Raw genomic sequence first — 19,123 nt, 5'->3', positions numbered from 1 at the left:
ATAGCGAGCTCCTTGGGAGCTCGCTATTTTTGCAGCTGCTGCACAATTTCGGAAAGATCATCATGAATGACAATATCAAATAATTCATCCATTACGGTAGGTTCGCGATTGATCAAGATGGATGGCTTTCCGAGTGTGTTGGCGTATTCAGGAAGAATGTTGAAGGGACTGACGAGCAGGGACGTTCCAAGTACAAGAACCAGCTCACTATGCTGAATTGCTCGTTCTGCATTGTCGTGCGCCGTAATCGGATCTCCAAACAAGACAACGTCAGGCTTTAGCACATGCTCACATCTCTCGCAAACAGGGGTGTCTGCAGCCAATAGATAAGGTAAGTCATAGGAATTGCCGCAGTTCGGACATGTGGCGCTATTCAGGGTGCCATGGTATTCAATGACATGCTTATTGCCTGCGAGGTTATGGAGGCCATCCACGTTTTGGGTGATGACAGAGATTTGTTTTCCGTTCACCTCCAATTCCCTGAGATAGCGATGCACATGATTCGGACCATAATCCCTCAGCAGCTTCACCCGGAAAATATCCTTGTATTTCTGCCAGAAATCTACGGGATCTTTATGAAAATAGTGATTGGAAATATAGTATTCCCTGGATTGATCTGCTGTCCAAAGACCAGTGGTGGAGCGGAAATCAGGAATACCGCTGGCAGTGGATACGCCGGCTCCGGTCAGGACCGCAACCGACGAGGCATCTGCGATCATTTTTGCTGCTGTGTCCAATTGCATGGTTCATACCTCCAGCTGAATTATTATTTTTTCCAGTATAGCAAAAATGCCCGAGTTAATCAGATTACATTAAAATCCGAACAATCCGATTTGCTATAATTATTAGAAAATGTATTGACAATAGCTGTGTGTCTGCTATGATAAATAAAAAATTGAACCAAAACATAACTATGTTGATGAAGATCATACCTTTGTTCGTGATTATCCAAGAGAGCTAGTGGCTGGTGTGAACTAGCATAATCCATCAAAGGGCAGCACTTCTGAATAGGCAGGCTGAATCCAGTAGGTTTGTCCGGTATATGCCCGTTACGCATAGCTTCAACGAAGGCTGTCATGTGCAAGCAGACAGTGAAAAAGGGTGGCACCGCGTGAGTAGATCCAAGCTTTTCGCCCCTTACTTATCAGGTAAGGGAGCGGAAGGCTTTTCTTATGGTCTCTTTTACCTGTGAAGATATCTTACAATCCAAGGAGGAGAAGAAATTATGTTACCAGATCAGCTTTTACTACGTATTCCAGGACCATCACCAATTCCGCCAAGTGTACAGCGCGCAATGAGCCAGCCGATGATTGGGCATCGCGGTGCGGAAACAACTGCTTTGCTGCAGCGTATCAAGCCTAAATTGAAGCCAGTATTCGGAACAGAACAAGACGTACTGCTTGTGACTGGCAGCGGAACCGCCGGTTTGGAAGCAGCAGTTGCTAACACTTCCAAGCCAGGAGATGAAGTGCTGATTGTAGTTGTGGGAGCATTTGGTGATCGGTTTGTGAAGATAGCACAAGCATATCAGCTTCACGTCCACCGCTTGGATGTGACATGGGGAGAAGCAGCAAATCCGGAGGATATCAAGGCATACTTGAAGGAATATCCGGAAATCAGCTCCGTGTTTGTCACCTATTGCGAAACGTCAACAGGAGTGCTGAACCCTATCAAAGAAATCTCAGAAGCAGTGCATGACGTGTCAGAGGCTTTGGTCATTGTAGATGGTGTATCCTGTGTAGCAGGCGTCGAGACAGAATTTGATAAATGGGGTATTGATATTTTGGTGACAGGCACGCAGAAGGCATTCATGCTCCCAGGCGGTATGTTTTTTGCAGTAGTAAGTGACCGGGCATGGCGAGTAATCGAAGCCAATACACAGCCGAGATTTTATCTCGACCTTACAAAATATCGTGATGGGCTGGAAAAGGACAGCACACCTTTCACGCCAGCTTTATCGATATTGTTCGGACTGGAACAAGTACTTACACTTCTTGAGGAAGAAGGACTGGATCAGGTATATGCAAGACATCGGCTGATGCGGGATATGACACGAGCTGCTTTCCGGGCATTGGATGTACCGTTGCTTGTAGAGGATGCATATGCTTCTCCAACAGTTACAGCGATCAAACCAGCAGATTTTGATGCAGAGCAGCTGCGGAAGCAAGTGAAGCAAGATTTCAACCTGGCATTTGCAGGCGGTCAGCAGCATATGAAGGGAGAAATTTTCCGGATCGGTCATATGGGATATTGTTCTCCGGCAGATGTACTGCAGATTATCGGAGCAGTGGAAATCGGTCTTGTGAAAATTGGCAAACAGATCACATTAGGCGCAGGCACAGCAGCAGCACAGCAAATCTACTTGGAACAAGGAGCGAATTGAACATGACTTACCATGTATTAATCAGTGATCCGTTAAGTGAAGAAGGCATGACACCATTAACGCAAGCAGATAACTTTGCTGTTACAGTAGATACTGGCCTGACGGAAGATGAACTTATCCAAAAAATCGGTGATTTTGATGCGCTGCTTGTACGCAGCCAGACGACTGTAACACGGGCGATCATGGAAGCAGCACCGAATCTTAAAGTAATCGGACGTGCCGGTGTAGGGGTGGACAATATCGATCTGGAAGCAGCGACAGAGCTTGGGATAGTCGTTGTCAACGCACCGGATGGCAATACGAACTCTGCTGCGGAACATACAATTGCGATGATGATGTCACTGGCACGCAACATCCCGCAGGCATTCCTTGCTTTGAAGGAAGAACGCTGGGAGCGCAAGCAGCATATCGGCGTGGAATTGAAAGGCAAGACGCTCGGAATCGTTGGTATGGGCCGGATCGGAGCAGAAGTGGCTTATCGGGCAAAGGGACAGCGGATGGATGTAATCGCGTATGATCCATTCCTGACAAAAGATCGCGCGGATAAGATGGGTATCGGATATGGAACGTTGGAAGAGGTTTTCGCCGGGAGTGACTTCCTCACTGTCCATACACCATTGCTGAAAGAAACACGCCATATGATTTCTACTGAAGCGTTCACACAGATGAAAGATGGCGTGCAGATCTTGAACTGTGCAAGAGGCGGGATCATTGATGAGGATGCTTTATATGAAGCAATCGTCAACGGCAAAGTGGCTGGTGCGGCATTGGATGTGTTCGAAGAGGAGCCTGCAGTTCACCATAAACTGCTGGAGCTGCCGCAGGTTATTGCCACACCGCATCTAGGGGCAAGCACAGTCGAAGCGCAGGAAAATGTTGCTATCGATGTCAGTAAGGACGTGATGCAGATTCTTCAGGGAGGGCAGGCGATTCATCCGGTTAACTTCTCCTCCATTTCCCCGGAAGTCATGCGAAAAATTCAGCCTTACTTTGATCTTGCTGAAAAGCTCGGAGCCTTCCTGGCTCGGACAATGCCTGATGCAATCGAGGAAGTGACCGTCTATTATGCTGGAGACCTGGCAGATCAAGAGGTAGCTCCATTGACACGGAATACAGTCAAAGGATTGCTGCAGCGCTACTTAGGCAATGTGAATGACGTCAATGCAACACACTTAGCCAAAAAACGCGGTATTACCATCAATGAACAAAAAACGTCCACAACACGAGGCTTCACTAGTCTGGTGACAGTTGAAGCAAAATCTGCGACTATGACGCATCAAGTTGCAGGAACACTTGTGAACGGGCTAGGGGCGCGTATTGTAAAGGTGGATGACTATTATGTCGATGTAACGCCAGCCGGGCATATGCTGCTGGTTCGGCATAAAGACCAGCCAGGAGCAATCGGCCGCGTTGGTACGTTATTAGCTAAATATGCGGTCAATATCGCGACGATGCAGGTAGGACGCTCAAATGAGGGCGGCGATGCGATCATGATGCTTACAGTTGATAAGGAACCGCAAAAAGAAGAAGTAGAAGGATTGAAACAGCTGGATGACATTTTTGATGTGACAGCTATCACGATATAAAAAAAGCGAGCAGACAAGGTCTGCTCGCTTTTTTAGCGCTGTTTAGCTTTCAATATATAAAATATCGGAAGACCGATGACTGCTATTCCAATTGACAGGAGACAGCTTAAGAAGTCTGTGAACAATGTACTGATCAAGACAAACAAGGACCCTGCTATCGCTGCAATCGGGATGAATGGATACAGTGGTACACTATAAGCGCGTTCTTTTCCTTTATTACGCTTGCGCAAGATGAAAACAGCATAAAAAGCGAGAACATAGAACATATAAATCGTGAAAATGCTGATTTCGGACAGCTTATCCGGATTGCTGACAAGCATGAAGATGATAGAAAGAACTAGCTGCAAAATAACTGCTACCCAAGGTGTATGCAGTGTTGGATGCACCTTTTTAAGCAGGTTGGAAAATGGCAGCTGACCGCGTTCAGCCATTGCGAACGGAATACGCGGGAATGTTAGGATTTTACCATTGAGGCAGCCGAAAATACTGACGATGATACCCAAGCTAACGATGATTTCTCCAGCATCACCCAGTACAAGCTTCGCTGCTGTACTGGCGGCATTCGTGTTCAGGCTGACGATTTCTGCTGCAGGCAGGATATAAAGCATGGCAGCGTTAATAAACAGATAACAAGCTGTAACAATCAAGATACCGCCGATCATTGCTTTCGGCAATGTCTTTTCTGGATTCTTCATTTCGCCGCCCATGGAGGCGAGCATGATCCAGCCATCATAAGCGAATAATGTCGCTAATACAGCAGCACCGAAGTTAATATCGGAAATAGCTTCCGGTACAGCACTGAAAAAGTCTGCATCCCCTTTCCAAAAACCGAAGATGACGATAAGCAGGATTGGGAGCAGCTTGCCGATTGTAGTAACAAGCTGCACGGCACCGCCGAGTTTTGTGCCTAATATATTAATGATACAAAGGAACACGACACTTGCGATACCAACAATAGTTGTCCAGTTCGTATCCCAGCCGAACAAATTGACCATCAATGTTCCAAAGTAAAGTCCAAGAGCCCCGATGATGGCTGGTCCATAAAGAATCGTTTGCACCCAGCCGCATAGGAAGCCCCAAAGTTCGCCATATGTTTCCTCTAAGTACGCGTACAAACCGCCAGTCTTTGGAATTTGTACACCAACTTCAGCAATAGTAAGACCGCCAGCAAGTGTCAGCAGTCCGCCGATCAGCCAAGCGAGCATGGCAATCTCAGAACTGCCGGCATGACTCAGCACAGGGCCTGGTTTCATAAACACACCAGAGCCGATGATTGTTCCTACTACAATGGATAAACCTAGAAATAGTCCAATTTCTTTCTTTAACGCTGTGTTCTCTGGTTGATTCATGATGTCACTCCTTATCGAAGCAGCTTACTGCATTCCTTTAGTGTAGTAATGATGAAGATATGTAGTTCATTATAGGAAATGTGCCTGCAAATAGAAACTAGAAAAAGTATTCTGACTTGTAAGGGTTTTATCGCAAAACAAAGGAGCTTGCAGCAATCTGCAGCTCCTTTGGGTATTGTCTCCATGGTAGCAGTAATTATGTGATAGTTCAGCCTAGCGGAACTGCCATGCGCTGGCGCTTTTCGAATGTCTGAATCTCCGTGTAGCCCGTGTTTTTGGCAAGCTCAACTGCCTGTTCGTAGGCATAGCCTACATGCTTTGGTGCATGTGCATCAGAGTTAATGACGATGCCAACACCAGCATCATGGCATTTTTGCAATAGAACGGGATCTGGATAAATCTCTCCGACCGGCTTCCGCAGACCAGCCGTGCTGATTTCGATACATGTATCATTTTCTGCTAGTGCCTTGACGACTCGATCATATTCTCCTTCAACAAAGGCTTGATCGTCCGGTTTATAGCCAAAAATCTTAATCAGATCAATATGGCCGACAAAGCTGAATAGCCTGGACTGAGCGAGCGTGATGATTTGATCATAATAATCACGATACGCCTGCTTCAGATCACGTTTCTCATATTCTTCTTTATAAATATCCAAATCGATTCCCCACTCACGAATCCAGTGCACGGACCCGATGACATAGTCGAAAGGATGCTGATCAAGAAATTCAGCCATTTCAGCTTCTTTACCAGGTGTATAATCCATTTCAATCCCCATCTTGACGGGAAGTCCAGCTTCTTTAACCTCTTTGAAAAAAGCAAGATAATCCTTGAAATGGAGCGTCCGGCGGTTTTCTACCCACGGATTGGTTAGAATTTTATTTGTTTCCTGAAAGAAGTAAGCATGCTCTGAAATGCCGAATTCCTCAATCCCCTTTTCTTTAGCGGCGCTGAGATATTCGCGAATATAGTCCAAAGTGAACGAGCCTGTTTCTGCCATATGTACATGATAATCTGTCAACAAAACGTCCCACTCCTAACAGTTAAGTTAAAAATAGTGTGACATATTCCGCAGGATGTTCCAAGTGGTGATTTTATAAACTATTACCGCAAGGGTTCCTATTTCCGCAAAATAAAAAGCTCCGCCTTTACAGGAAGAGCTTGACTGGGCTAATGAATTAGAAGATAGAGTGCAAGTAACCGCCGATGCTGCTGATTAAAAGAGTTGCTGCGAGAATCGCATTGAAGTGACTATTTTTCATGGTGTTCCTGTCCTTTCCGTAGATTGTATAGTTGTTTGTTTACCCGATTTGTTGTGTTTATAACCTGTTCTGATCTTGGATTAATCATAGCATGCCGCAATCTTGTACTTCTTCTTGATTCGGTAGAAAAATTGTGTAAAAAGTGTGGAATAGAAAAATCGGCTGCATGCTTGTCGCGATGCAGCCGATTTTGAGGTTCGTCTCATTAGTGGCTAATGAGGTATGTAGTATGTAGTGCCAACCATTGTAAGGTTGTCTAACTATTATAAGGGCTCATTTCGGAAAAATAAACAGGTAAATTAAGATATTCACAAACTAATCTGCGGATGGGACTATCTTCATGTCGAATCATTTGTTTGACGACTCCGTTTCAGGTATAATCGTGGGGTAGCATTTTTTCGGATGAAGGGCTTTTCATGCGCCTTAGTCCATTACAAACGAACGTAAGCACAGCCTATGCAGCTGTGCTTTTTCTACAAGTGGAAGATTACATATTTAAATGGGGTGTCACGATTCATGAACAATGCTCGAAAAATGACGGAAGGGGCTATACTTGGGGGGATTTATCTCGTACTGTTGCTAATTGCGACTTTCGCGCCAGTGATTAATATTTTGGCCATGCTAATTATGCCAGTGCCAATAATCCTCTATTGGATACGCCATGGTTTCAAGCCAGGTATCTACTTTGCTCTCGCCATTTTGCTTTTTTCCTTTATAGGGACACTTGCTGGGTTCTTCCTGACGATTTCAGTCGCTATTGGAGCAGCAGCGACAGGTTATGCGCTGCATCACAAGCAATCGACATATGAAGCTTTATTAAAAGGAGCAGCAGGGTATGCACTTGGATTCACGATATTTCTGGCTGGGACGCAATTTGTGTCAGGGATAAATATTATTGATGAAATCCAAAACAGCTATCAGACTACGCTTCAGTCGCTCCAGTCTGAGATGGACACCGTTGGGGTGAGCGTAACGGATACCCAGTGGGATCAAGTCAATGCTATGTTTGATTATATAATGGTGCTGATTCCAACGATGATCGCTGTCGGCTCACTTCTGTATGCTTTCATCACACAATGGCTGGCTCAGAAAATCCATAATCGTCAGAGCAAAGATAAAATCCTTTATCCGCCATTCCGCCGATTCAACCTGCCTGTCATTGTATTGTTCATCTACTTTATCGGGTCATTCGCCCGCTGGTTCGATATGGATCCGAATGGATGGCTTTATCCGGTTGTCGCAAATGTTACGGAGCTTGCTGGAATCCTGCTTGTACTGCAAGGATTTTCATTCTTCTTCTATTTTGCCCACCACCGGAATCTGCCGAAGGTGCTGCCGATTCTTGCAGTTGTGGTATCGGTCCTTTTCGGGACTATACTGCTGTATCTTGTGCGTATTTTGGGTATAATTGATGTAGGATTCAGGCTGCGGGAACGGATGAGCAGCAGAAAGTAGCATGGTCGCGGAATTTAGGTTTAGGAGCTGACATATATGCCAGAGATATTTAAGAAACCAGCATTGAGTAAGCATTTGATCGTGACATATGTACTTGCTGTCATCCTGCTTATTTGTGTGTGGTTTTACGAATGGAAGCTTGGGCTGCCGCTGACAGTGCTCCTGGCTCTGTCTTTTTTCTACAGTATACTGACGGAACAGCGGATGCAGGATCAGACGGAGGAGTACATTTCGACAATGTCCCACCGTGTGAAGAAGGTCGGCGAGGAAGCACTCTTGGAAATGCCGATCGGAATCGTCCTGTACAGCGAGAATTACCAGATTGAATGGACAACACCTTATATGAACAGGTTTGCGGAGGATACGCTCGTAGGTGCTCCGCTGGATGACTTGTCGGATGCTTTGATACCAGCAATCAAGGATGAGAAAAACGAGGTGTGGATTACGCTTGATGATTTTGATTTCCTGACAGTTATCAAAAAGGAAGAGCGGCTTCTATATTTATTCGATCGGACGAAGCAGCTGGAAATCCAGAACTTATATAATGAAGAACAGACCGTTCTAGCTATTATTTTTCTTGATAACTATGAAGAAATGACACAGAATCTTGATGACACAATGAAAAGCCAGATCAATTCCCGTGTCACAGCTCAATTGAATGAGTGGTCACGTCAAAAAGGTCTCTACTTAAAGCGTACATCTCAAGAACGATTTCTGGCAGTCCTCAATCAGCGTATTTTGAAGGAACTGGAGAAAACAAAATTCGAGATTCTCGATGAGATTCGCGGATTGATTACCGATCAGAATATACCGATCACCCTTAGTATTGGTGTCGGTGCTGGCGGACAGACATTACCGGAGCTTGGGGAACTTGCCCAATCCAGCTTGGATTTGGCACTGGGACGAGGCGGAGATCAGGTCGCCATCAAAGGAGAAGCCGGCAAGGTGCGTTTCTACGGCGGCAAAACGAATCCAATGGAAAAAAGGACCAGGGTTCGGGCACGTGTCATTTCACATGCATTGAAGGAATTGGTCAAGCAGAGTGAGCAGGTGCTCATCATGGGACATAAAACACCAGATATGGATTCTATCGGGGCGGCCATCGGAATCTTGAAAATAGCAGAAGCAAATGATATTGTCGGGCATATCGTCCTTGATAAGCAGGATATTACGGGAGTTTCTAAGCTGATGTCGGCCATTCAGGAGGATGAGGAGCTTTGGGAACAATTCATCAGTCCGGAAGAAGCGCTCGATAGGGTAACCAAGAACACACTTGTTGTCGTTGTTGATACGCATAAGCCTGTAATGGTTGCTGACGATAGATTGCTCAGCAAGACGGAGCATGTCGTTGTGATCGACCACCATCGCCGGGCAGAGGAATTCATTGAAAAGCCGACACTTGTTTATATGGAGCCATATGCTTCTTCGACAGCAGAGCTTGTGACAGAGCTATTGGACTATCAGCCTAAGAAGCTTCGATTGTCCACATTGGAAGCGAGTGCTTTGCTTGCGGGCATCATTGTTGATACGAAAAGCTTCACGCTCCGTACCGGTTCACGAACATTCGATGCAGCATCCTATCTGCGCTCCAAAGGTGCTGATACAGTCCTTGTGCAGCGCTTTATGAAAGAAGATCTGGATACGTATGTGAAACGGGCACATTTGATTGAGCATACAGAAATTTACCGGGAAGGAATCGCAATATCTGCAGGGGAAAAGGGGCAGGTATTCGGGCCGGTTGTCATCGCCCAAGCAGCAGACACATTGCTGACGATGGATGGTGTGAGTGCAAGCTTTGTCATATCTGAGCGGGAAGATGGACGTATCGGAATCAGCGCCAGATCACTTGGGCAAGTCAATGTGCAAGTGATCATGGAGAGAATGAATGGCGGCGGGCATTTGACCAATGCCGCGACGCAGATTTCCGACACAACTGTAGAGGCAGCGAAGCAAGAGCTGCAGCAAATCATAGATGAATACGTTGAAGGGAGAAAAGAAGAATGAAAGTAATCTTTACAGAAGATGTAAAAGGTAAAGGGAAAAAAGGACAAGTGAAAGAAGTGCCAGATGGTTATGCACGTAATTACTTGCTTAAAAATAACTTGGCTGTACCAGCTACAAAAGGTAATGTGAAGGTACAGGAAGCAAAAGATAATAAACAGCATCAGCTTGAACTCCAGGAAGTCGAAGATGCGAAAAAACTGCGTGAAACGCTTGCTAATCTTACAGTAGAAGTAAAAGCGAAATCCGGAGAAGGCGGCCGTCTATTCGGATCCATCACAAGCAAACAAATCGCTGATGAGCTGAAAAAGTCTCATAAAATCAAATTGGATAAGCGGAAAATCGAATTGAATGAACCGATTCGTGCTCTTGGTTACCGTGACTTGGATGTGAAGCTGCATCCGGAAGTAACTGGTAAGGTGAAAGTCCATATCAGCGAGCAATAATATTTTTTCCAACAAAATACTAGCAGTTTTCCATCCCCCTTTTGACACAAAAGGGGGATATTTCGGTACAATGGTAGCAGTATGCCAGAAATGGGGGAATCATGATGGAAGAAGCCTGGAATGATCGGACCCCTCCACATAATATAGAAGCAGAGCAAGCAGTAATTGGAGCTATTTTCCTAGAGCCTGAAGCGCTATCCAGAGCATCAGAACAGGTTGTAGCAGACGACTTCTACCGGGCAAGCCACCAGCGTATCTTTGATGCGATGATGCGTTTATCCGATAGAGGAGAACCAGTTGATCTGGTGACCGTCACTACTGCACTTGCTAATGCAAAACTGTTGGAGGAGGTCGGTGGCGTTTCGTATCTTAGCGATCTTGCTAACGCCGTTCCAACTGCAGCAAATATTGAATATTACAGCAAAATCGTAGCTGAAAAGGCGCTGCTGCGCCGTCTTATACGATCTGCTACGGACATTGTCACATCAAGCTTCGCAAAAGAAGATGCTGTCGAAGATGTCCTCAACGAAGCAGAGAAATCGATTATGGAAGTATCCGGACGTAAGAATTCCGGTGCTTTTCAGAACATAAAGGACGTTTTGATCGAAGTATACGATAATATCGAGAAATTACATCATCAAAACGCTTCTATTACAGGTATTCCGACTGGTTACCGAGACTTAGATAAAATGACCTCCGGTTTCCAGCGGAATGATTTGATCATCATTGCTGCCCGTCCTTCCGTGGGAAAGACCGCATTTGCCTTGAACATTGCGCAAAATGTATCGATACATGCAGGAGAGAATGTAGCTATCTTCAGTTTGGAGATGGGTGCGTCCCAGCTAGTTTCGCGTATGCTTTGTGCAGAGGGTAATATCGATGCGCAGCGTCTGCGGACAGGAAGTCTGCAAGCAGAAGACTGGGCTAAGCTCACGATGGCGATGGGAAGCTTGTCGAATGCAGGGGTTTATATCGATGATACGCCTGGTATCCGAGTAAGTGATATCCGTTCCAAATGCCGCCGTCTGAAGCAGGAAGGCGGATTAGGAATGATTTTGATCGACTACTTGCAGCTCATCATGGGATCAAGCTCCGGTAAAGGAGAGAACCGTCAGCAAGAGGTATCGGAAATCTCCCGTTCCCTGAAAGCACTGGCACGGGAACTGGAAGTCCCAGTTATCGCGCTGTCACAGCTTTCTCGTGGAGTAGAGCAGCGCCAGGACAAACGTCCGATGATGTCCGACTTGCGTGAATCAGGAAGTATCGAGCAGGATGCCGATATTGTCGGCTTCCTGTATCGTGACGATTATTACGATAAAGAATCTGAAAAGCAGAATATCATTGAGATCATTCTGGCTAAACAGCGTAACGGTCCAGTAGGAACAGTCGAGCTTGCGTTCGTAAAAGAGTATAATAAATTCGTAGATTTGGATCATAGATATTCGGAAAGCGATGTTCCGCCAGCTTAATTACAGCACCCTATCATTTGATAGGGTGTTTTTTAACGAACAAATATAGGTCTTCATCAGTAAATGTTCGGTTGTATCATTGACATGTGTTTTGGGGATTGATACACTTTAGAGGTGTTAAAAATAGTTTATTTGGCGGAGGTGCCACACAGATGTCCTCAGTAGTTGTAGTAGGAACCCAATGGGGAGATGAAGGGAAAGGGAAGATTACTGACTTCCTTTCACAAAATGCCGAAGTTGTTGCTCGTTACCAAGGCGGGAACAATGCTGGCCACACAATTAAATTCGATAATGTCACATATAAGCTTCACTTGATTCCATCCGGTATTTTCTTCCCGGAAAAGAAATGTGTATTGGGCAATGGTATGGTAATTGATCCAAAAGCATTGATTGAAGAATTGGAATATTTGCACGAACGCAATGTCAGCACGGATAATCTTGTTATTTCCAACCGAGCACATGTTATTCTTCCATATCATCTGAAATTGGATGAGCTTCAGGAAGAAGCAAAAGGTGTTAATAAAATCGGTACAACGAAAAAAGGTATCGGACCAGCATATATGGATAAAGCAGCGCGCATGGGTATCCGTATCGCTGATTTACTGGACAAGGATGCTTTCCGTGAAAAACTGGAGCAGAACTTGGAAGAGAAGAATCGTTTGTTCGAGAAGGTTTATGAAAGCAAAGCCTTCACAGTTGAAGAAATCCTTGATGAATACTATGAATATGGACAGCAGATCGCGAAGTATGTAACGGATACATCCGTTGAGCTGAACAATGCATTGGATCAAGGCCGCCGCGTCCTATTTGAAGGTGCGCAGGGCGTTATGCTTGATATCGACCAAGGTACGTACCCGTTCGTTACAAGCTCCAACCCGATTGCAGGCGGAGTTACAATTGGTTCCGGTGTAGGTCCAACGAAGATCAATCATGTTGTTGGTGTTTCCAAAGCTTACACAACCCGCGTCGGCGATGGCCCATTCCCAACAGAATTACATGATGAAATTGGAGACCAAATCCGCGAAGTAGGTCGTGAATATGGCACAACAACTGGCCGTCCGCGCCGTGTAGGCTGGTTCGACAGCGTTGTTGTCCGTCATGCGCAGCGCGTGAGTGGTATTACGGATCTTTCCTTGAACTCAATCGATGTACTGACTGGTATTGAAACATTGAAAATCTGTGTTGCTTACCGCTACAAAGGTGAAGTCATGGAGCACTTCCCGGCAAGCTTGAAAGAGTTGGCACAGTGTGAGCCAGTTTATGAAGAGCTTCCAGGCTGGACAGAAGATATCACAGGTGTTCGCAACTTGAGCGAATTGCCAGCGAATGCACGTCACTATATCGAGCGTATTTCCCAGCTGACAGGTATTCCGCTAAGCATCTTCTCTGTTGGCCCAGATCGTACACAAACAAATGAAGTAAGAAGCGTATACAGCCAATAAGTTAAAAATCGTCCATATGGGCGATTTTTTCTTTATTCTTCCAAAAACTGCCGAATCGACCCCTTACAAAGACATTTGACCGAAATTGCTGTAAAATAGGAAGGGTATGCAATTACTGAACTAGTAATATATAGATAAAACAATTCAGATAAAAAACACTAGAAAGCGTGGGAATACGATGAACCATAAGATCTTAGTGGTGGACGACGAAAAACCAATCGCTGATATATTGAAATTCAATTTAGAGAAGGAAGGATACGAGGTGATCTGTGCCTATGACGGAGATGAAGCTGTCGAATTAGTGCAGCAAGAGAACCCGGATTTGATCCTTTTGGATATCATGCTGCCGAACAAAGACGGCAATGAAGTTTGCCGTGAAGTGCGGAAGACACATAATATGCCAATCATCATGCTGACTGCAAAAGATGCGGAGATAGATAAGGTCCTCGGTCTTGAGCTTGGGGCCGATGACTATGTGACGAAGCCTTTCAGCAACAGGGAAGTAATTGCCCGTGTCAAAGCGAATTTGCGCAGACAGGCTCAGATTCCAGAAGATGACAGCAAAGAGAACAAAGATATCGAAATCGGTAAACTAGTCATCCATCCGGAAGCTTATACCGTAACAAATGATGGAGTACAGGTAGAACTGACACATCGTGAATTCGAATTGCTTCATTATCTTGCCCGTCATAGCGGACAAGTCATGACGCGTGAACATTTGCTGGAGACAGTATGGGGATATGACTACTTCGGCGATGTTCGTACAGTCGATGTAACTGTCCGCCGTCTCCGTGAGAAAATCGAAGACAATCCGAGCAGTCCGCTCTGGATCATTACACGAAGGGGCGTAGGATATTATCTTCGCAGCCCTGAACAGGAGTAACATCTATGAATAAGATAGGCTTTTTTCGTTCTGTGAGCCTAAAGCTGGTTGTCGTTTACATTTTGCTGCTGATCATCGCTCTTTTGTTGATCGGCGTCTTTTTTACCAACAGCTTGGAAAATCAGTTGATTAACAATACGCGAACCTCGCTTAATTCCAATATGGATTGGCTGGAACAATCACTGGTGCAGGAATTTGAGGAAGAACGGTCCCCGACCGATCCTACTCTAGAGGAAGATATTGCTGATCTGCTCGAGAACTATTCGGAAGGGGAAGAAACAAAGATTCAGGTCATTGATACCCAGCGACAGCTTGTAGGTACGAGCGAGCTTGGTGACCAAAACTCTGTTGGCGCCCGTGTGACGGACAACAACATCATACAGGCAATAACCAACAATGGGTTTCCCTCCACTGAAAAAACGGATATTGTCATTGATGAAGAATCAGGTGACCGAACGCTTAAATCTTTTTACAACATCATGGGAACAGACAGCAATGGCGAAAGTGAATTACTCGGCTTAATCTATGTACGTACATCTATTGAACCAGTATACAGCCAGCTGAAAAGTACGAATATCATTTTCCTGCAAGCAACGTTCATAGCCCTTATTTTTGCTGCCATTTTAGGAATACTCATTGCCCGGGCAATAACGAAGCCAATCAAGGAGATGCAAAAGCAAGCCCGCGTCATGGCGACAGGAGATTTCTCCAAACGTGTAAATGTATATGGTGAAGATGAAATCGGTCAGCTGGCACGTACTTTCAACCACATGAACGATGAACTCCGGCAAGCCCATATGCGGACGGAAGGGGAACGCCGTAAGCTGAGCTCTGTCCTTTCCCATATGTCGGATGGTGTAATCGCAACCGACAGGAATGGAGCTATAACGCTAATGAATGCTCCAGCAGAGAGCTTGATTGGACGTAGTGCTGACGAAGTGCGCGGTCAATTCTTGATTGAAGTATTGAATTTGAATGAAAAGATCGTCGATATCACCGAAATCCAGGAAACTGGATCAATCATCATTGATATGAGTGATGATGATCAGTATTTACTGTTGCGATGCAACTTCTCTATCGTACAGGATGAATACGAGCAAATCAGCGGATTCATCACAGTGATCAGTGATGTTACCGAACAGGAACAAATTGATCAGGAGCGGAGAGAATTTGTTTCTAATGTTTCGCATGAGCTTCGGACACCTCTGACAACGATGCGTAGTTATTTGGAGGCGCTGACAGATGGTGCATGGAAGGATGAATCAATTGCGCCGCATTTTCTTGATGTGACCCAGCAGGAAACAGATAGGATGATACGGCTTGTCAATGATCTGCTGCAGCTCTCCCGTATGGATAGCAGCAACTACACAATGGAGTGGGATCGCATTAATTTTGTTGATTTCTTCCATCATGTAATCGATCGCTTTGAGATGAACAAACGGGATGATATCCATTTCGAACGCTACTTGCCGAAAGAAGAAGCACTTGTCACAATTGATAAAGATAAAGTGATGCAAGTTTTGGATAACGTGATTAGTAATGCAATTAAATATTCTCCGGATGGTGGTACCATTCGTTTCCGTCTTCGTAAAGACAGTCAGAAGCTATTAGTAAGCATCTCCGATGAGGGGATGGGTATAGCCTATGAAAAACTAGATAAGATATTTGAACGATTTTACCGGACGGACAAAGCTCGTACACGTAAATTGGGTGGAACGGGTCTTGGCCTTGCCATTGCGAAGGACCTTGTCGAAGCGCACCATGGCGTCATTTGGGCAGAGAGCAAGGAAGGAAGAGGCACGACCGTGCTCTTCACCATTCCGATCAACCGGAAAAGGGGTGAGGTGCGATGAAGCTGGAGACATTCAGTACGATTCTGCTGATTATACTCGTAGCGTTAAGCTTAGTTTTGACAGCTTATGTCTGGACTTTCCAGCCAAATAGCCTAGAATCGGAGGGAATTGGAACCGAGGAACCAAAGACCTTGGATGGTGTGGAGAAACAATTGGCTGATGTAGTCCGGCCGGCACATACGTACATTCATAAAAATGATGGTAACTTCGTATTTACGTCGAAGGACCAGGAGCAGAAATTCATTGATCAATTGTCTTCCTGGACGCTGACAGATACAAAACGTAATGATCAAAGTCAAAGTCAAATTCCCGCCAACAGTGTAGAGCTCGTATATCCGGTTACTGTTGCTTTTTCTCAATTGAACAATCTGTTTCAAGTAGAAGGAGCAGAAAATATAACAAATAGACTTGGAAATGGCGGCTTCACGAGAGTCTATCTAACGCCTAATGAAAATGGTTCGACTGGACTTCTCTTCTTGAACGAACACCAGGAGAACCCAATGGAAAATGTGGTAACAGCTACTGTGACAAATAATATTAATGAGATCCTCAATAGCGGGAACCTAACAGCTGCTGTGACATTGTCAGAAACGAATACTTGGAACCAGATTTATTTACCTGAGAAGATTGATGTAAGTGATAGTATCGTTCGTAGTGAGACGATCTCCAGGAATGCATTTGCAGGGATCTATATGGAAGATCCTTCGGTTCAAGGCTCCGATCAATACATTGACGCCAATCGATTGGAATCCGTACAGTTCAGCAATAGCGGACAGTTTGCTTCTTACAGCTATTCAAATCCCTCTTCTTCAAGCATGGGGACAGCTACACGGGCCGATCAGCTGCAAGCAGCGATAAATACAATCAATTCTCATAAAGGATGGACAAATAATTTTAATTTATATGCAGTAAGCGGCGAAGGTAGCTTTACTTTCCAGTTCCGAATGGTGCGTAATGGTTATCCAGTGTTCCAAGCAAGTGGTCTTTCACTTATGTCGATCCGGATGCAAAACAATCTTCCGGATCCCGTCAGCTATGAGAGGACCTTGCTTAATATTGGGACTACAGGCAACTCAGAAAGTAATGTTTCGTTGGAGGCTAAGGACGTTCAGGACTGGATAGAAGAGAATCAATACAGCCCACGCGATATAGATGATGTAGTCATTGGTTATAAGTTGGAGGAATATGAAGAATCCGATATTTTTAAGTACCACATGCAGCCATGCTGGTATGTAAAATACCAAGGGGATTGGCTGGAAGTTGAAGGTAGCACGACAGGAGGGAAGAACTGATGCAATGGAACAAGATAAAGCTGACGTTCATCCTTGCCTTCCTGGTTCTGAACGTGTATCTGGTTTTCCAGCTGTTCCCGCAGGAAGAAACAGAGCAGACAGTGCTGGAAACAGAAAGTCAGGCAGCTGTCTTGGATAGTGTAAAAGGATATAAAGAATTGTCCGATCAGCAAACGGATACGAACCAGCAGTATGAAGCAACCAAATTTCATTTTACGGAAGATGAATTGGACAAGGTTCCTAATCGAGATAAGATGAACTTTGATATCAGCTCGGGTTCAAATACGCAGTTGAAGGCAACATTTAAGGAACCGCAGGATTTGCATGTTGAATTTCCGATTGATGATGACAATAAACAGGCTCTCGAAGAGCTAAATGGCTTCATCAATGATCATGTCTTGTTTGCAGAAGAGTATACGTACTGGGGCAGACAGGGAAATCAGCTGATGTTCTTCCAAAAAATCAATCAAGGACAAACATATTTCAGTCCGGATAGTTTACTGCTTGTCACGATTAATGAAGATTACGAAGTTGTAGAATATACACAAACATATATCAAAGACTTTAAAAAGCTTGAAGAGAGTGAAGATCAAGATCTGAAGCAGTATTCAGAGAAGCAGGCGGTCCAGGCACTTCAAAGCCAGCAGCTGATCGAAAGTAATGACACAATAAAAGTTGAAAAAGGCTTCTACCCGACAATTGAGCTCTCTTCCAAGCCGAATTATGCACCTGCGTATATGATAACAGTAAATAATGAAAAGCATTATTTCTATTTACTGCTACCGGATTATCCATATATATACGCTCCAACAGAGTCAGGTTTTCTAAGCAGTTTACAGCCAGAGACAGAAGAAACACAATAAGAGGTGAAACAGCATGACGTTAAGCTTTAGCGTACTTGCTTCCGGCAGTTCCGGGAATGCGTTCTTTATTGGAACGGAGAAAGAGCGTATCCTGGTCGATGCAGGTTTGACTGGCAAGGAGCTGCAGCGTTTATTGGAGGAGGCAGGAATTGATCCGGCGTCACTTACGAAAATCCTAGTCACACATGAACATAGTGACCATATAAAAGGATTAGGTGTGGCAGCAAGGAAATTCGATCTGCCGATTTATGCAAATGAAAAAACATGGAAAGCAATGGAGAACAGCATCGGGAAAATACCTTTGGATCATAAATTTGTCTTTAACATGGAAGAGACGAAAACGTTTGGAGATCTGGATGTACAGTCATTTGGTGTATCCCATGATGCGGCGGAGCCAATGTTTTATGCTTTCCATCATGCAGGTAAAAAGGTAGCGTTGGTGACGGATACGGGTTATGTATCCGATCGAGTGAAGAAAATCGTTGAGAAAGCAGATGCTTATATATTTGAAGCAAACCATGATGTGAGCATGCTGCAGATGGGCGCTTATCCGTGGAATGTGAAACGCAGGATACTTGGTGATCTTGGCCATGTTTCCAATGAAGATAGCGCGCTTGCTCTCACAGACTTGATTGATAACAACACGAAGCGTATCTATCTTGCGCATTTGAGCCGCGATAATAATATGAAGGACCTTGCACGGCTTGCTGTGGGAAATATCCTGCAGGAGCGAGGCTTTGATTTGAATAAACACATTGAGTTGCATGATACCGATCCTAAAACACCGACACCGATTTTCCAGATAGTTTAAATTTCCGAAATGGTGGAAAGATAGCTAT

General features: G+C 44.8%; 15 protein-coding genes and 1 other annotated feature. Of the genes, 12 read left to right on the top strand and 3 right to left on the bottom strand.

Features of this window, described 5'->3' with window-relative positions:
- Positions 1-23 precede the first annotated feature (23 nt).
- Positions 24-743 (bottom strand): NAD-dependent protein deacylase, encoded by a 720-nt coding sequence (locus tag SFC25_RS02165; RefSeq protein WP_411213701.1) that lies wholly within the window; start codon positions 741-743, stop codon positions 24-26.
- Between the two features lie 164 nt (positions 744-907).
- Positions 908-1,141, top strand: a binding site (T-box leader).
- A gap of 84 nt (positions 1,142-1,225) precedes the next feature.
- On the opposite strand from SFC25_RS02165, the gene SFC25_RS02160 reads away from it, so the two are divergent.
- Positions 1,226-2,383: a pyridoxal-phosphate-dependent aminotransferase family protein gene (locus SFC25_RS02160; RefSeq protein ID WP_411213700.1), complete on the top strand. Its 1,158-nt coding sequence runs from the start codon at positions 1,226-1,228 to the stop codon at positions 2,381-2,383.
- A gap of 2 nt (positions 2,384-2,385) precedes the next feature.
- Positions 2,386-3,969: a phosphoglycerate dehydrogenase gene (gene serA / locus SFC25_RS02155; protein ID WP_411213699.1), complete on the top strand. Its 1,584-nt coding sequence runs from the start codon at positions 2,386-2,388 to the stop codon at positions 3,967-3,969.
- A gap of 32 nt (positions 3,970-4,001) precedes the next feature.
- Here serA and SFC25_RS02150 read toward each other — a convergent pair whose 3' ends face one another.
- Both SFC25_RS02150 and SFC25_RS02145 read right to left on the bottom strand, forming a co-directional pair.
- Positions 4,002-5,318 carry an APC family permease gene (locus tag SFC25_RS02150; RefSeq protein WP_411213698.1) on the bottom strand — a complete coding sequence of 439 codons (1,317 nt, stop codon included), beginning with the start codon at positions 5,316-5,318 and terminating at the stop codon, positions 4,002-4,004.
- Positions 5,319-5,526: 208 nt separating this feature from the next.
- Positions 5,527-6,342, bottom strand: coding sequence for a histidinol-phosphatase (locus SFC25_RS02145; RefSeq protein ID WP_411213697.1), 816 nt, complete (start codon positions 6,340-6,342; stop codon positions 5,527-5,529).
- A gap of 754 nt (positions 6,343-7,096) precedes the next feature.
- Between SFC25_RS02145 and SFC25_RS02140 the strand changes: the two genes are divergently transcribed.
- The 10 genes from SFC25_RS02140 to SFC25_RS02095 all read left to right on the top strand — a co-directional run bounded on the left by SFC25_RS02140 (position 7,097) and on the right by SFC25_RS02095 (position 19,095).
- Entirely contained in the window at positions 7,097-8,035 is a 939-nt protein-coding gene (locus tag SFC25_RS02140) for a YybS family protein (RefSeq protein ID WP_411213696.1), read from the top strand.
- Positions 8,036-8,071: 36 nt separating this feature from the next.
- Positions 8,072-10,039, top strand: coding sequence for a DHH family phosphoesterase (locus tag SFC25_RS02135; protein ID WP_411213695.1), 1,968 nt, complete (start codon positions 8,072-8,074; stop codon positions 10,037-10,039).
- The gene (gene rplI / locus SFC25_RS02130; protein ID WP_411213694.1) at positions 10,036-10,482 is read left to right on the top strand and encodes a 50S ribosomal protein L9; all 447 of its coding nucleotides are present in this window, start codon (positions 10,036-10,038) and stop codon (positions 10,480-10,482) included. Before SFC25_RS02135 ends, rplI begins: the two co-directional genes overlap by 4 nt.
- A gap of 104 nt (positions 10,483-10,586) precedes the next feature.
- Complete coding sequence (dnaB, locus tag SFC25_RS02125; RefSeq protein WP_411213769.1) at positions 10,587-11,951, top strand: replicative DNA helicase; 1,365 nt, start codon at positions 10,587-10,589, stop codon at positions 11,949-11,951.
- 152 nt (positions 11,952-12,103) lie between these two features.
- Positions 12,104-13,393, top strand: a complete 1,290-nt coding sequence (locus SFC25_RS02120) for an adenylosuccinate synthase (RefSeq protein ID WP_411213693.1) — start codon at positions 12,104-12,106, stop codon at positions 13,391-13,393.
- Between the two features lie 178 nt (positions 13,394-13,571).
- Positions 13,572-14,276 carry a response regulator YycF gene (gene yycF, locus SFC25_RS02115; RefSeq protein ID WP_095219677.1) on the top strand — a complete coding sequence of 235 codons (705 nt, stop codon included), beginning with the start codon at positions 13,572-13,574 and terminating at the stop codon, positions 14,274-14,276.
- A 5-nt stretch (positions 14,277-14,281) separates the two neighbouring features.
- Positions 14,282-16,129, top strand: coding sequence for a cell wall metabolism sensor histidine kinase WalK (walK, locus tag SFC25_RS02110; protein ID WP_411213692.1), 1,848 nt, complete (start codon positions 14,282-14,284; stop codon positions 16,127-16,129).
- The gene (locus SFC25_RS02105) at positions 16,126-17,421 is read left to right on the top strand and encodes a YycH family regulatory protein (RefSeq protein ID WP_411213691.1); all 1,296 of its coding nucleotides are present in this window, start codon (positions 16,126-16,128) and stop codon (positions 17,419-17,421) included. The genes walK and SFC25_RS02105 overlap by 4 nt, the downstream gene beginning before the upstream one ends.
- Positions 17,421-18,284 carry a two-component system regulatory protein YycI gene (locus tag SFC25_RS02100; protein ID WP_411213690.1) on the top strand — a complete coding sequence of 288 codons (864 nt, stop codon included), beginning with the start codon at positions 17,421-17,423 and terminating at the stop codon, positions 18,282-18,284. The genes SFC25_RS02105 and SFC25_RS02100 overlap by 1 nt, the downstream gene beginning before the upstream one ends.
- 13 nt (positions 18,285-18,297) lie before the next feature.
- Positions 18,298-19,095, top strand: a complete 798-nt coding sequence (locus tag SFC25_RS02095; RefSeq protein ID WP_411213689.1) for an MBL fold metallo-hydrolase — start codon at positions 18,298-18,300, stop codon at positions 19,093-19,095.
- Positions 19,096-19,123: the final 28 nt, after the last annotated feature.

It is taken from the genome of Terribacillus saccharophilus (assembly GCF_046592595.1).
Taxonomy (GTDB): Bacteria; Bacillota; Bacilli; order Bacillales; family Amphibacillaceae; genus Terribacillus; species Terribacillus saccharophilus_C.
This window is presented reverse-complemented; position numbering and strand designations above follow the sequence as displayed.